The sequence below is a fragment of the Terrimonas alba genome (genome assembly GCF_042434975.1).
In the GTDB taxonomy this organism is placed as follows: domain Bacteria; phylum Bacteroidota; class Bacteroidia; order Chitinophagales; family Chitinophagaceae; genus Terrimonas_B; species Terrimonas_B alba.
Genome location: NZ_JBHMQM010000001.1, coordinates 373,475 through 389,689, shown reverse-complemented (window position 1 = coordinate 389,689; position 16,215 = coordinate 373,475). Strand labels below are relative to the sequence as shown.

Annotated in this window: 7 protein-coding genes; all 7 read left to right on the top strand. The window is 41.7% G+C overall.

Translation table 11 applies throughout. The features are described from left to right. The first annotated feature begins 62 nt into the window (after positions 1–62). The 7 genes from ACFEL9_RS01705 to ACFEL9_RS01675 all read left to right on the top strand — a co-directional run bounded on the left by ACFEL9_RS01705 (position 63) and on the right by ACFEL9_RS01675 (position 16,153). Positions 63–1,994: an alginate lyase family protein gene (locus ACFEL9_RS01705; protein ID WP_385885567.1), complete on the top strand. Its 1,932-nt coding sequence runs from the start codon at positions 63–65 to the stop codon at positions 1,992–1,994. Positions 1,995–2,100: 106 nt separating this feature from the next. Next, entirely contained in the window at positions 2,101–7,299 is a 5,199-nt protein-coding gene (locus ACFEL9_RS01700) for a LamG-like jellyroll fold domain-containing protein (protein WP_385885565.1), read from the top strand. Between the two features lie 225 nt (positions 7,300–7,524). After that, entirely contained in the window at positions 7,525–9,186 is a 1,662-nt protein-coding gene (locus tag ACFEL9_RS01695; RefSeq protein ID WP_385885563.1) for an alpha-L-fucosidase, read from the top strand. A gap of 89 nt (positions 9,187–9,275) precedes the next feature. Beyond that, positions 9,276–10,214, top strand: coding sequence for an ROK family protein (locus tag ACFEL9_RS01690; protein WP_385885561.1), 939 nt, complete (start codon positions 9,276–9,278; stop codon positions 10,212–10,214). Continuing rightward, a complete protein-coding gene (locus ACFEL9_RS01685; RefSeq protein ID WP_385885559.1) occupies positions 10,198–12,204 on the top strand; it encodes an alginate lyase family protein in 2,007 nt (668 codons plus the stop codon). The genes ACFEL9_RS01690 and ACFEL9_RS01685 overlap by 17 nt, the downstream gene beginning before the upstream one ends. 73 nt (positions 12,205–12,277) lie before the next feature. Next, positions 12,278–13,705, top strand: coding sequence for a family 43 glycosylhydrolase (locus ACFEL9_RS01680; RefSeq protein WP_385885557.1), 1,428 nt, complete (start codon positions 12,278–12,280; stop codon positions 13,703–13,705). 102 nt (positions 13,706–13,807) lie between these two features. Further along, the gene (locus ACFEL9_RS01675; RefSeq protein WP_385885555.1) at positions 13,808–16,153 is read left to right on the top strand and encodes a beta-L-arabinofuranosidase domain-containing protein; all 2,346 of its coding nucleotides are present in this window, start codon (positions 13,808–13,810) and stop codon (positions 16,151–16,153) included. The last annotated feature ends 62 nt before the right edge of the window (positions 16,154–16,215 follow it).

The window sequence follows — 16,215 nt, the reverse complement described above, 5'->3', positions numbered from 1 at the left end:
CAGCAACTGCACAAACCTTCGTTCATCCCGGTGGTTTGCACACAAAAACCGATTTGGACCGGATGAAAACACAAGTGGCAGCAGGTGCACATCCCTGGATCGATAGCTGGAATGCACTGATTGTTCATCCCAAAGCACAAAACACCTACACTGCAGCAGCACAAGCCAACATGGGCGTCAGTCGTCAAAGAGCATCAGCCGATGCGGTTGCCGCTTATCTCAACGCATTGCGATGGTACGTCTCCGGTGATACTTCTTATGCAGCCTGCTCACGAAAAATTTTAAACGCATGGGCTTATGCAGTCAACCAGGTGCCGAGTGGCCAGGACGTTTCGGGATTAATGGGTATTGCGATTTATGAATTTGCAGTAGCGGCAGAAATATTGCGTCTTTACCCGAACTGGTCATCAGCAGATTTCAATCAATTCAAAAGCATGATGACCACTTACCTGTATCCCAATTGCCATGATTTTTTAACCCGCCACAACAATGCCTGTATCAGTCACTATTGGGCTAACTGGGATATCTGTAACATGACCGCCATTTTAAGCATTGGTGTATTGTGTGATGATACAGCTAAGTTCAACGAAGCGATCACTTATTTTAAATCCGGGGCAGGTAATGGCAACATTACAAGGGCAGTTCCTTTTTTATATCCGGGAGGTTTGGGCCAGTGGCAGGAAACAGGCCGTGACCAGGAGCATGCGCTTTTAGGTGTAGGAATGTTTGCAAGCTTTTGCCAGATAGCATGGAACCAGGGACTGGATATGTATGGCTATGATGATAATCGGTTGCTAAAAGGAGCTGAGTACACCGCTAAATACAATCTATGGAAAAATGTTCCTTACACTACGTATAACAACTGCGATAACGTTAATAATCTTTGGGCCTCTGAACACAACGCTTTTGGCAGAGGAAGATTACAACGCCCTATCTGGGAGATGGTTTATAACCACTATGTGGTAAAAAAAGGTTTGAGTGCTCCCTATGTAAAAGCCATGGCAGAAATAAACCGGCCCGAAGGATTTGTGCACGATGATAACCTTGGTTTCGGTACGTTGTGTTATACACTCAATACATCGGCATCACCTTATCCAGCTTCGCCTGCACCATCAACACCTGCGGGATTAAAAGCAACAGCAAGCGTAGGAAAAGTGTGGTTAAGATGGAATCCTGTTGCTACGGCAAATGGTTATAATGTACTGCGTTCAACAACAAGCAGCGGACCTTATACAATAATCGCAACGTATAGAGGAACGCATCCTTTATATGAAGATGCGAGTGTAACCAATGGCACTAAGTATTACTATGTTGTTTCTGCGATCAATCAGGCCGGAACGAGTAGTAATTCATCACAGGTAAATGCCACACCAATGGCTACCGGTGCATTGCCTTCTGGTTGGAAACAAGAGGATATTGGAACAGTCGCGACTGCAGGCAGCGTAGGTTATGCTAATGTCAGCAGTGGAACTTTTGTAGTGAGTGGATCCGGTGCAGGCATTGGTGGAACTGCAGATGGTTTGAGTTATGTGTATAAAACTGTAACTGGTGATGCAACGATCACTGTACGTGTTACAGCAAATACATGGAATGGTGGTGGTTCACAAAAAACAGGCATCATGATCCGTGAATCGCTTTCTTCCAATGCCGTTGCTTTTAGTATGACATCAGGAGATGGTGGTGTTCGTGAAGCAAGATATGGAAGCCGAACTTCTGCAGGAAGCGCTATGAGTTTTCAAACAGGTAATGCCTATACACGTGCTCCTACCTGGTTTCGCTTAAAAAGAATAGGTAATACAGTTACTGCTTATCAGTCAACAGACGGTAAAACATGGTTTGCTGTAGGTGCTCCGGTTAGGGTATCAATGGCCAGCACATACTATGTTGGATTGGCTGTTTCATCAAACAGCAGGAATTTGAACACAGCGACATTCGATAATATAACGGTAACGAGTAGGCCAATTACAAAAATCAAAAAAATCACTAAAAAATAAATCAACATTTCTGCGGGCAAACGAATGAAAAGCTTGCAAGCATAAAAGATCTTTTAGAACCAACAGACGGTACTAGTTTTTCAAACCTGATTAAATAAGCACTACGATGAAACTTTTTACGCATGGTATTTTACCAAAGACCAGAATGCTCAACTGCCTTTGGGCAATCATCTTTATGTTTTTGCTTTCTGCAAATGCAGGAGCCCAAACTTTTACGCATCCGGGTATTCCTCTTTCGGGTTCGGACCTGAGTACATTGAAGGCACATGTGCAGGCTGGTGATTATCCCTGGAAACAGGCTTACGATATCCTGGCAGCAGATGGTAAGTCTCAATTGACCTACACTATGCAAGGGCCTTTTGACTCGGTTGCCCGTAATATCAATTATAACCTTAACCAGTGGAGAAACGATATGGTCGCTTCATTCAACCTGTCTATGATGTGGTATTTTACAGGTAATGAAGCCTACGCTGTAAAGTCAAGAGATATTTTAGTGGCGTGGGCAAATAAGCAGACTGGATTTGGGGGGCAGGAAGCAAACCTGGACCTTGGTGATTATGCCTATGCCTGGGGCGGTGCTGCTTCCATTCTTCGGGGAACATGGAGTGGTTGGACAGCCGCCAACACCGCAGACGTAAAAAAACTTTTTAATAACGTTTACTGGAAGGCGTCAGGTTGCGCCGGTTATGCTTTAGGGCCCGCTAATAAAGGCACATTGAGTATAGCAGGAGGAGCAGCAGTCGCTGCATTTTCCGATGATCCGGCAAAAGTGGCACATGTGATTGAGCTGATGAGATACATAGGTTCTACCGGATTTAAAAATACATTGCCCAGTGGTGAACATGGTGAAAGTGGTAGAGACCAGGGCCATTCTCATGGTATGTGGAGCTCCATCGCTTTTGCCGCAGAAGTGCTGTGGAAGCAAGGCCTGGACATGTATTCTGAACTGGATAATCGACTTCTTGCCTTAGGAGAATATTTTGCCAGAAGAAACTCAGAGGGATCCATTGGGTTCATCCCTTATGGTACTACTGATTGGTATTATTTAACCGACCCGCCCGGAACCTGGGATGGAGGAAGATGGGGCTTAACCTTGGTACATGGGGCCTATAATGTACGTCAAAAGTTAAATACCCCTTACATATCCAGGCGTCTAACAGAGATACCAAGACGATTTGATCCAGTATATACCTGGTTTTATAAGTCCGAGGACAATTCTACAGCTGTTGTTCCGGCGCAAACCCAAATTCTTCCTGAGCCCGGAAAAGTGGGTACAGGTGGCTTAACTGATCTGGATGTTGGAACCACATCACCTGCGGGCAGCAGTTCCTATAACAATAATGTATGGACAGTAACCGGAGGCGGAACCGAAATATTGACACATGCAGCCGATGGTTTTCATTTCGTTTACAAGGAAGTGACCGGAAACTTTTCTATCATCGCAAAAGTGGAGTCGGTTGGCGGAACTGCCCTTAATGCAAGAGCGGGACTAATGATTCGTTCAGATTTGACAGCTACATCAGCGCAACGAGCATGGATCGCTATTAAATCCGGTAGAAGGGCACAAAGTTTTATGCATGGATGGACGGAGATGAGGGGCGGCTCCAACTGGGAGAAACCTGAAAGGACAATCCCCGAGGATTCTTATTGGGTTAAGATTGACAGGGTTGGAGATGTGATCGCAACATACTACTCGCCAGATGGCGTAAGCTGGGCTGCAGAATGCCAGGGACGGTATGCGGGTTTTACCGGCACGGCCTATATTGGTTTAGCTGTTTGCTCCAATGCTGACGGCACTCCAATGACCTCTACGTTTAGCAATGTAAGTGTTACAGGAGGAGAAGGAGGAATGGTTATCGCACCCGAAGCTCCACATTCTGTATATGCTTTTGCCGGAGATAACCAGGTGCAGGTTCGGTGGCTTTCTTCTTTCGGGGCAGAGAGCTATACACTGAAACGGTCAAGCTCCGAAGGCGGACCTTACACGACCATTGCGTCCAACCTTACCGGTAACAGCTTCCTCGATAATAATGTGATGAATGGGCAGACCTATTATTATAAAGTTTGCGCTATAAATGCTGTAGGCACAAGTGCTGATTCTCCTGCCGATGGAGGCATGCCCAGAGATCCGTATGTATCAAAACCTCTTGATGGTGTGTACCGCATAATAGCAACGCATAGCAATAAAGCAGTTGAAGTTAAAAATGCTTCAACAGATGATGGTGCATTAGTGGCACAAAACACTTATTCTTTTTCAAGCAATCAGCATTGGATCATAAGCCCGCTATCGGGTACGGATTATAAGATCATTAATCTGCGCAGCGGAAAGGCAATGGATGTAGTAGGTAATGCAATAACAAATGGTGCAGTAATTGAACAACGTGCATACTCCGATACAGATCAGCACCAGGTTTGGTTTATTAAAGACAGGGAAAATGGAACTTTCAATATTGTAGGAAAACAAAGTCAGAAAGCGCTTGATGTTCCGGGTTCCAATACCGCCGATGGCGTGACAATGAACATTAACAGGTGGCTTGATAATCCAAATCAAATTTTCAGGATAGAACTTGTTACAGCACCAGAAATGGACTCTGCTTACCTGAAAAAGCTGGCTGAGGCTATCAAATTACGCGATACCACAGAGACGAGTACAACAAATGAGCTGGGTAAATTTCCGGTAGAGGCAAAAGCTCAGTTAAATGATAGCATCATTTATGTCCAGTCATTGTATAATTCAGAATCTTCAGTTATTGAGGTTTGTAGTTATGTTACTATACTGGAAAATGCCATCAAACGTTATAAAGCGTCCATGTATTATGGAAGGAATACGCTGGCCGATGGCAATTACTATATTAAGCCTCTTACCAACGATTCATTATGGACCAGAAATACTACCAACACACCTTTATTTGATGGAGTGAATTCCGATCCCTTACTCCAGGTTTGGAATGTTACAAAGCAGGGGAACGGCAGGTATAAAATCATGTGCCTCAGCGCACCTCCATCCTTTAGCAACTATATCAATGAGAGCGCAGTATTTGGCCGTAGTGTCACTCCCTATACGGATGTTTGGAATTCAATGAATATTTACTTTGACGGCACCTCGTATGCGGTTCAGCGAGCGCAAAATGCTGGTAACGGTTACTGGTTTATAAACGGTAATCAAATACACCATGTAGTTGGGAGTGATAATGATTCGATTCCATACAACTTTCCTTTCCGTTTTGTGCCTGTGGGCATTGTTCCGGTAAACCTGAAAGTTGCAGCAGGCGATGCTAAAAACATTTTGGAATGGGACCCGATCCTGAATTTTACTTACAACATTAAACGTTCCACTATACCGGGCGGACCTTATACTACTATTGCAAACCAAAGTACCACTAAGTACATCGACAGCACAGTGAGTAATGGAACGACTTATTACTACATGGTTGTTTCGGCAGATAGTGCTGCTTCCAGTCCCGAGGTGGCAGCAGCACCGAATGTTGGCCAAATGACCTACCTGAAATTTGATGAAACAAGCGGGCCGCGGGCTATTGACAGTTGGGGAGCTACTCACGGTACATTAGCAGTTGCAGCAACACGGAATGCAGGTAAATTCGGAAATTCACTGAAACTGAATGGTACGGCTAATGCCTATGCTACCCTGCCGGCCGGGCTAGTAAATACTTTATCAGATTTTACTGTTTCAGCCTGGGTGAAAATGGATGCGATAGGAAACTGGATGCGGGTATTTGATTTTGGAAACAATACCACACAATATATGTTCCTCACCGTTCAGGCAGGAACTACTATTGTAAATGGCGTATCGTCATCTATAGTTCGTTATGCCATTAAAAACGGAGGATCAGAGTTGAATGTAAGTTCTCCTTATGCCTTCCCGTTAAATACATGGGTGCACCTGGCTGTTACCCAATCAGGAAATACAGCCCGCCTGTATATAAACGGAGTTTTGAAATCAAGTAATACAGCGATTAGTATCAAGCCTTGGCAACTTACACCTTCGGGCACTACTACCGGCACCAACTTAAACTACATTGGTAAATCTCAATTTAATGATCCGATCTTCAACGGTTCAATTGACGAATTTAAAATTTACAGGAGAGCATTAAGCGATGCGGAGATTGCTATGCCTCCAATTATAAAAACAAAGAATATAGAAATTGCAGTTGATACAAATGGAAACGCATCTATCACTCCACAACAGGTGGATAATGGTTCGGTGAGCTATTGGGGTGCATTGACATTGAGTTTGGATAGAACTGATTTCACCTGCTCTGATGTTGGTTCGCCAGTGACTGTAACACTCACTGCAACAGATGAGCATGGGCAATCAAGTAGTGGCACAGCACAGGTAATTGTTGTTGATGATAAAAAACCAATAGTTTCCGCACCCGCCAATCAGTTCTTCTGTTACGACCAATCAGGCTCTTACAGCGTTCCTTCATTGACTGCCTCTGACAATTGTGGCATTGCTTCGATCAGTTACAGTGTAAGCGGAGCTACTTCAAGAAATGGAAATGGAGCAAATGCAAGTGGTTCATTCAATGCAGGTGAATCAACAATCACTTGGGTAGTAACAGACATTCATGGAAATGTAAGTACAGCAACAACTATAGTAACAGTGAATGCAGCGATGACTGCAACCATTCCTGATGTATATGCCATGAATCCAGCAGTGGATGCAAAGAATACCATTTACATTGGCTATGGTCCAACATCTCTTACCATAACTGCTAATGCTTCCGGTGGTTCCGAGCCTTACTCTTATCAGTGGAGCAGTGGTCAAATTACTCAGTCCACCAGTGTAAATGAAGCAGGAACTTATACTGCAACTATTACAGATGATAAGGGTTGCACTGCTACAGCATCCATTATAATCAAGACTTCTGATGTACGCTGCGGCAACAACAGCAATAAAGTAATGATCTGTCATAACAACAAAACGATCTGTATTTCTTCTGAAGATGTGCAGGATCATTTGAATCATGGAGACTATTTAGGAGATTGCGCAGTAACTGCTGCGAGAACAACTGCGAGAATAACTACGGATGTGGCAGAATTGCCAGGCAACATTGTATTGGTGTATCCCAACCCGGTTGGCGAAGTAGTAAATATAAAATTAGATAAGCTGGAAGTTGGTTCTACTGTGCAAATATTTAATGCAAATGGTGCACTGGTAATCCGTCAACGCCTTACTAATAATACACAAAGCATTTCTCTTAAAGGGTTGGCCGCTGGCCTTTACTATGTACAGGTTAGAAACGGAGCACAACTTGTAAATAAAAAAGTAATGAAACAATAAGTTAATAAGGTTTTTTCTCAAGCAGCAGTCAAGCAATCCAGTACAGACAGTAGTATTCTTGCTACTGTCCTTGTACCTGGAAAATTTTCAAGAACATGAAAGCATGGGGAAACACCGGTTACTAAGCAACTAACAGAAAATTCTTTTATAGTTTTTCTGTTTTTGCTTTTGTTAATCAAAAACAACTTGATATTATTAACCTCTTAAACGCAGAACTTTTTATAAATGAAACGCAGAACACTGATCAAAGGAATGGCAGCCACTTTGCCTTCACTGTGGTTGTCCCGTACATTGGGCAATGATTTTTTACAAGCAGAATATTTAAGTGAACCCATTGCAAAAGGTCCATTCAAACCTACGTGGGAGTCATTGCAGAATTATAAAACGCCTGATTGGTTTCGCGATGCCAAGTTTGGTATGTGGGCACACTGGGGGCCGCAATGCCAGCCCGAATCAGGAGATTGGTATGCAAGAGAAATGTACCAGGAAGGTTCGGCTAAATATAAAATTCATCTTCAGAAGTATGGGCATCCTTCTAAGTTTGGATTTAAAGATGTGATCAATGAATGGAAAGCAGAGAACTGGGATCCTGAAGAATTGGTGAGCTTATACAGAAATGCAGGTGCGCAATATTTTATGGCGATGGCCAACCATCACGACAATTTTGATTTGTACAATAGCAAGTATCAAAGGCACTGGAACTCTGTTAAGATAGGCCCTAAAAAAGATATCATCGCTGGTTGGGCGAAAGCAGCAAGAAATAACGCTCTTCCATTTGGTATAAGTGTGCATGCATCGCATGCATGGCGCTGGTATGAATCGGCGCAACGTTCCGATAAAGCCGGTGCGTATGCAGGTATTCCTTATGATGGAAAATTAACAAAAGCAGATGGAAAAGGTAAATGGTGGGAAGGGTTAGACCCGCAGGAACTGTATGCACAAAATCATCCTTTGAGTGAAAAAAGTTTAGACAATGGCTCTGTTCACAAACAATGGAACTGGGGCAGCGGCGTGTATCCGCCAGACAAAGCATACATTGAAAAATTTTATAACCGCACTATAGATCTGATCAACAAATACAATCCTGAGGTCCTTTATTTCGATGACTCACAATTTCCATTGTGGCCCATTAACGACGCCGGTTTGCGTATTGCAGCTCACATGTATAATAAAAGTATTAAAGAACATGGAGAGCTTCGTGCAGTGATCAATGGAAAAGTGTTGGATGAGAACCAACGCAAAGCCATGGTGTGGGATATTGAAAGAGGACAGGCCAACGAGATACAACCGCTGCCCTGGCAAACCGATACCTGCATCGGAGGTTGGCACTATGAGCGTGGGATATACGAACGAAATAGTTATAAAACAGCAAAGACTGTCATCCAGACTTTAGTTGATATTGTAAGCAAGAATGGTAATCTCATGTTGAACATTCCGGTTCGTGGGGATGGCACCATTGATGAAAAAGAAAGGAAGATCGTTGAAGAAATAGGAGCATGGATGAAAGTAAACAGTGAAAGCATTTATGGCACCCGGCCATGGAAGATATTTGGTGAAGGGCCTGCACAGCAAGCCGCTGCTGCACTGAATGCTCAAGGTTTTAATGAAGGAAAAGGAAAGCCATTCACTCATGAAGACATTCGCTTTGCTACAAAAGGCGATGTGCTGTATGCCACTGCTATGGGCTGGCCTGAAAATGGAAAACTGGTTATAAAAAGTCTTAAAAAGAACAGTGAGCATTTTGCAAAAGAAATTCAAAAAATAGAATGGCTGCCCACAAAGCAATCATTAAGTTTTGAAAGAAATGAAACTGGTTTGATCGTTTCTTTGCCTGAAAAAAAATCCGATGAAGTGACGTACGCAAATGTGATAAAAGTTCTTTCATGAGAATTTGGCTATCGCTTATATAAAGTAAAAAAACATGCATCGTTTTATTGGTAAAATAAATTGAATGCGCCTAACATTAAACCGTTTACATGAAACTATGGGGAATTGATCTTGGAGGTACGAAAATTGAATGTGCAGTACTCGAAAAAAAAAATAATTTCAAGCCGATCATTCGCAAGCGCATCGACACAGAAGCACCGAAAGGCTATCATCACATTCTCTCTCAAATAAAAAAATTGGTTGATGAAGTAACAAGTGAAACAGGATTGCTCCCGGTAAAAATTGGTTTTGCTACTCCCGGAGCTTTGGAGCCTGATACGCAATTAATGAAGAATTGCAATACCGTTTGTATGAATGGGCAACCAATGAAAGCGGATCTTGAAAAACTGTTACAGGCGGAAGTGAAAATTGCCAATGATGCTAATAGTTTTGCATTGGCAGAAGCGCTGATGGGCGCAGGAAAGAGTTATCCGGCAGCTGAAGTGGTGTTTGGGGTGATCATGGGTACCGGAGTGGGTGGAGGATTGGTGGTACATGGAAAAGTAATCAATGGTCATCATAGTCTTGGTGGTGAGTGGGGACATAACATTCTCGACGAATACGGATACAATTGTTATTGCGGAAAGAGTGGATGTGTTGAACAAGTGATATCAGGAACTGCACTGGAAAAATATTATGCGGCACTTAGCCAAAATAATTTGAAGCTGAAAGAGATTGTGGCAAGACATAAAGAAGGCAATGATAAATGTGCTGCTGCAACTATTGAACGCTTGCTTGAGTATTATGGCAAAGCAATTTCTACTCTCATTAATGTTATAGACCCCAATTTAATTGTTATCGGTGGCGGTGTTGGTAATATTGATCTGCTTTATACTGAAGGTTATGAACGCATCAAAAAATATGTGTTCAACAACAGGAAGTTGACAACAGCAATTTGTAAACCTGTTTTAGGCGATAGTGCCGGAGTGTTTGGAGCAGCGTTGCTATGGAACGAACCCAATGAATTTTCTTATGCAAAAGCAGTTTAAGGGCATCATCTTTTTTTGCGTGGCCTTGTTTTTTGTTGACACAGTTATCAGTGCTCAGGCATTTGTTCACCCTGGCATCCTGCATAGCAACGATGATCTGCAGCGAATGAAAAAGGCTGTTGCCAATAAACAGGAACCAATTTATTCAGGCTATCAACTCTTCATTCAAAATTCTGCATCACAATACACTTATAAGATGCAAGGCCCGCTGGCAATGGTGGGAAGAAATCCGACTGTTGGAGCTTCAGCCTATGATAACGATGCCAACGCTGCACATCAAAATGCAGTGATGTGGGCCATTACAGGCGATAAGCGTTATGCCGACAAAGCAATTGAAATTGTGAATGCATGGTCTTCAACATTAAAATTAATAACAGGAAAGGATGCTGTACTCATGGCGGGACTTGGCCCTTTCAAAATGATCAATGCTGCAGAGATCCTTCGATACACCAGTTCAGGATGGAAAGAAACGGACATCCGGCAAACAGAAAAGCATTTCAAAAAAGTTATCTATCCTGTGCTTAAAGATTTTGCACCGTTTGCCAATGGAAATTGGGACGCTGCAGCCATAAAAACAATGATGGGAATTTCAGTGTTCTGCAATGACAGATCAATGTTCGAAAGAGCTTTGCATTATTATGCAAAGGGACACGGCAATGGAAGTTTAAATCATTACATCATTAATGAAGATGGACAGGTGCAGGAAAGTGGAAGAGACCAGGCGCATACTCAACTGGGAATTGGAATGCTTGCCGAATGTTGTGCCATTGCATGGAACCAGGGGTTAGATTTATATGCTTATGACAACAACCGTTTATTGAAAGGATTTGAATACACAGCAAAATTTAATTCAGGAAACGACGATGTGCCTTTTACAGAATGGTTAGACAGAACAGGAAAATATCATCACACACAAATATCACAGAAAGCCCGTGGTGAACTTCGTGCTGTGTATGAACAAGTGTATAATCACTACGTTATTCAAATGGGACTGACTGCACCTTTTGTTCAACAAGCAGCAGAAAAACTTCGCCCCGAAGGTCCGGGCAAACCAGGCGCCGATCATCCGGGATATGGAACATTATATTTTGCATCAAAGAAAAAAACTTTTATCGATACCCGTCCTGTTGCGCCAGGCGCTGTTATTGCAGATGGTTCTGGCAAAGAAATTAAATTAAAGTGGATTGAATCGGTTGGAGCAACTGCTTACACCATTAAAAGGGCAACAAAAGCCGGGGGATCTTATTCAATAATAGCAAGGAATGTTAAGCAATCTACTTATGTTGATAAGCAGGTGAAGCCGGGCGCAACTTATTATTATACGATCACGGCATTAAATGAAAAAGGAGAAAGTGCAAATTCTTATGAAACTGCAAGTGCAGCAGGATTGCCTTCTGCATGGAAACAAAAAGATATTGGCAATGCGAGGGGTACAACTTCTTTTGATGGAAAAATATTTACAATAGAATCGTTTGGAAAAAATTCAGATAACACAAACGATGAATTGCATTTTACTTATCAACCAATATCAGGCAATGGAGAAATGATTGCACGATTTGTTCCGCAGCCAAGTTCACAGTTTTCGCAAATGGGTTTGATGATGCGTGAAGAATCAGAAAATAATCCGTCTTTTGTTTCATTGATGATTTATCCGGCAAAAAAAGCAGATATTGAATTGCCTGACTGGCGTGTGAAAATGATTGCACGAAATGTTACGGCAGCAAAAGTTGATACAAGTATTAATGCACTTTCTCTTTCAGAACCCGCCGTTACATGGGGAAGGCTGACTGGTTATGTTTGGCTTCGGCTTCAACGGAATGGAAACAATTTTATTTGTTCATTATCATACGATGGAAAAAAGTGGCAGCAATTGCAGACCGAAGTCCTTCCTCTCAATAAAAATGTTTTTGTGGGGTTATTTGCCTCATCAGGCATGCCCAATTCAACAACAGTTTTTTTTGATCATGTTTTAATTCAAAAAAGTAAATGATAAAGACTACACAGGTATTAGTGTTGTTGTGGCCAGCATCAGCAGGAATTAATGTTAAATTAAAAATGACCTAATGATTAATGTACTGCCTCCTCCTAAATTTTCTTCTGTTATACTAAAAGCATTATTGAGCTGCTTTCTATTGTTTGTTCTTTTTTCAGTAAAAGCTCAAAATAAAAATCCTTTTGGCCATGCGCTGGTTCCTGATATGATTGCTGATGCCAGCATCCAGGAAATCAATGGAACGTTTTATTGTTATGCAACCACAGATGGATACGATCAGGGACTGAAAACATCCGGCCCGCCGGTAGTATGGAAATCGAAAGACTTTGTTCACTGGAGTTTTTCAGGTTTTTATTTTCCTTCTGCAGTGGGACAAAAATACTGGGCTCCCAGCAAGGCTATTGCAGCCAACGGCAAATACTATATCTATCCAACGGTAAATGGTTTTATGTATCCGGCTGTGGCAGACTCTCCCAATGGACCTTTTAAGCTGGCAAAAGGCGTTGATACGTTTTCTAAAAGGTTTACTTCGGCAACGCTATTACAATCCAAAAATGGCAAAGCTCCTGACGGTATCGATGCAGAAGTTTTTATTGACGATGATGGGCAGGCTTATGTTTTTTGGCAACGCAGGTTTGCAGCTAAACTGAACCGGGATATGGTTTCTGTAGATACTTTCTCCACCATTCAAATTTCAACAAAACGAGAAGGTTATTCTGAAGGCCCCATCTTTTTTAAACGAAAAGGAATTTATTACTACCTGTACACATTGGGTGGTGATGAAAAATACCAATATGCTTATGGAATGAGTAAGACATCACCACTGGGACCATTCGAATTTCCTAAAGATGATATCATAACCACTACCAATCATGAACGGCAGATTTTTGGTCCGGGTCATGGTTGTGTATTTAATGTGCCCGGCACTGATAATTACTATTTTGCTTATTTGGAATTTGGCCGCAGAAGCACTAACCGGCAAACTTATGTGAATAAGCTCGAGTTTAATGAAGATGGAACCATTCGACCTGTTGATCTAACACTAAATGGAGTAGGCGCTCTTCATGCTGTACCAAAAGAAAAAACAACCAAGGTTGTCAACTCAAAAGCATCAAGTGTTCGCTCCGGTTTGATCATTAAACCAAACCAGGATTCTTTGTTTAAAAGAACAGAATCCTTTTCTTCGCAGTTTGCTTTTGATGATGCAAATGGCTCGAGATGGATGGCTGCTCCTGAAGATTCAACATCGTGGATCATTGCAGATTTGGGAAAGTCACAAAATATCAAACGCAGTGTAGTGTATTTTGTTCGCCCCACTGCGGGACATGCTTATGTGTTAGAGTATTCCATCGACGGCAAAACATGGAAACCGTGTGGCGGGCATAGTGAGGTTATTGTTCAATCGCCACATATAGACAAGTTGAATATAAAAGCCCGCTATTTAAGAGTAAAAATTTTGAACGGTATCAACGGAATTTGGGAGTGGCATATTTATTAAAAGATAAATGGAATTGTTTTTCAGATGATCCATTTCATATTGCTTTTGTGTTTGATTACTTAAAATAAAATAAATTGCCGGAAATATTTACAATCGACCAAAATGAAAATCGTTATTGCATTTGTTGTTTCATCTTTTCTTTCCATTACATGCTTTTCTCAAAACAAATTATCTGCCTTCCCTTTATCATCTGTCCAACTTTTAAACAGTCCGTTCAGGAAAGCCCAGGATGCAGATCTGCAATACATGCTGCAACTCGATCCTGACCGTTTGCTTGCACCATTTCTTAAAGAGGCCGGTATACAACCAAAAAAAGAAAAATATGGCAACTGGGAGAGCTCGGGATTGGACGGCCATATCGGCGGTCATTATTTATCTGCACTTGCAAATATGTATGCAGCAACCGGCAGCAAAGAAGCATTGCGTCGCTTAAATTACATGGTTGGTTGGCTCGATTCATGTCAGCGAAAAAATGGGAATGGATATGTGAGCGGAGTGCCCGGTGGAAAAGCCATGTGGCAGGAGATTTCGCAAGGTAAAATCATTGGTGGCAGTTATTCTCGCAAATGGGTGCCCCTTTACAATATTCATAAATTATTTGCCGGGCTTCGTGATGCCCATTTGATTGCAGGAAATAAAGAAGCAAAAGAAATTCTTGTCAAACTATCCGATTGGTTTATTGATCTCACCAAAAATCTCTCCGACGATCAGATTCAACAAATGCTCAGGAGTGAGCAGGGTGGAATCAATGAAGTGTTTGCAGACGTAGCAGCGATCACCGGCGACAATAAATATTTAGTGATGGCTAAGAAACTTTCACATAAAGCCATACTATCACCGCTTCTTGAAGACAAAGATTCACTGAACGGTCTACATGCCAATACGCAAATTCCCAAAGTCATCGGCTTCAAACGCATCGCAGAAATTGATGGAGATACATCATGGGCGAATGCTGCTGAATTTTTCTGGACTACGGTTGTTCAACACAGAACGGTTTCCATTGGAGGCAATAGCGTTCGTGAACATTTCAATCCCTCGGCAGATTTCTCTTCCATGATTGATGATGTGCAGGGACCTGAAACATGCAACACTTACAACATGTTGCGGTTGACAGAGAAATTGTTTTTATCCAATCCAAAAGCTTCTTACATCGATTACTACGAAAGGGCCGTATTCAACCATATTTTATCTTCAGAGAATCCCAAAGGCGGTTTTGTTTATTTCACGCCAATGAGGCCTCAGCATTATCGTGTGTATTCCCAACCGCAGGAATGTTTTTGGTGCTGTGTCGGAACCGGAATGGAAAATCACGGCAAGTATGGTGACCTGATTTATGCTCATGATACAAATGATCTTTTTGTCAACTTGTTTATTGCATCAAAACTGGATTGGAAAGAAAAAAGAGTTTCGTTAATTCAACAAACAAACTTTCCTTATCAACAAGTATCAACATTAAAGTTTACAGTCACGCAATCCAAATCATTTGGAGTTCATCTTCGTTATCCTTCCTGGGTGAAAGATGGACAATTGCAGGTAACAGTAAATGGTCAGAAGTTAAAAGCTTCAAAAAATGCGAATGGATTTGTAGTGATAAACAGAACATGGAAAACGGGTGATATTGTCTCTATTCGTTTACCGATGCAAGCTACAATGGAGTATTTGCCAGATGGCTCACCCTGGGCTTCATTTGTTTATGGTCCGATTGTTTTAGCCGCAAAAACTGATGCATCAAATATGGTTGGGTTAAAAGCTGATGGAAGCAGAATGGGACATGTAGCAAGCGGTCCTCTCTATCCAATTGACAAAGCGCCAATGATTGGTTCTTCTGGAAGCAATCCTGCCTTGCAATTGAAAGCGGTGAAAGATGAACCACTTCATTTCACTGCGGCTGATTTGATTTATCCATCTTCATTTAAAAATTTAATTCTTCAACCTTTCTCCACTATCCATGATGCACGGTACATAATTTACTGGAGAATAACTGATGAAAAAGAACTGAAGCAAATCCAGGAAAAATTAAAGCAGGAAGAAAAACAAAAAATTGAACTCGAAAATAATACAGTTGACCAGGTCGCTCCCGGAGAACAACAATCCGAAGTCGATCATCAGTTCAAAGGCGATAAAACTGAAACAGGAATATTTAAAGACAAACATTGGCGCAATGCAAGTGGATGGTTCAGTTATCAATTAAAACATAGTCAAAGTGCAGGAAAGAAATTAAGAGTCACTTATTACGGAGCTGATAAAAGCAGTTTTGATGTTTTCATGAATGGAGCTTTGTTGAAAAAAGAAAATTTAGCGGGAGGAAAAGGAAATTCTTTCTTTGATGTTGATTATGTCATACCGGATAATTTTCTTAATTCTTCAACTGGATTTGATGAAGTGAAGTTTTCTTCTTCGGAAAATTCAAGGACACCAAGAATATTTTATGTGCGATTGATGAAATGATTTTTATAATCTCTTTTACAAATATTTATTAAAAAAGAAAACGACTTTATTTTCAGATGATT

Coding starts and splice junctions, on each gene's coding strand:
- ACFEL9_RS01705 (WP_385885567.1), top strand. CDS start 63: ATGAAAACACAAGTGGCAGCAGGTGCACATCCCTGGATCGATAGCTGG.
- ACFEL9_RS01700 (WP_385885565.1), top strand. CDS start 2,101: ATGAAACTTTTTACGCATGGTATTTTACCAAAGACCAGAATGCTCAAC.
- ACFEL9_RS01695 (WP_385885563.1), top strand. CDS start 7,525: ATGAAACGCAGAACACTGATCAAAGGAATGGCAGCCACTTTGCCTTCA.
- ACFEL9_RS01690 (WP_385885561.1), top strand. CDS start 9,276: ATGAAACTATGGGGAATTGATCTTGGAGGTACGAAAATTGAATGTGCA.
- ACFEL9_RS01685 (WP_385885559.1), top strand. CDS start 10,198: ATGCAAAAGCAGTTTAAGGGCATCATCTTTTTTTGCGTGGCCTTGTTT.
- ACFEL9_RS01680 (WP_385885557.1), top strand. CDS start 12,278: ATGATTAATGTACTGCCTCCTCCTAAATTTTCTTCTGTTATACTAAAA.
- ACFEL9_RS01675 (WP_385885555.1), top strand. CDS start 13,808: ATGAAAATCGTTATTGCATTTGTTGTTTCATCTTTTCTTTCCATTACA.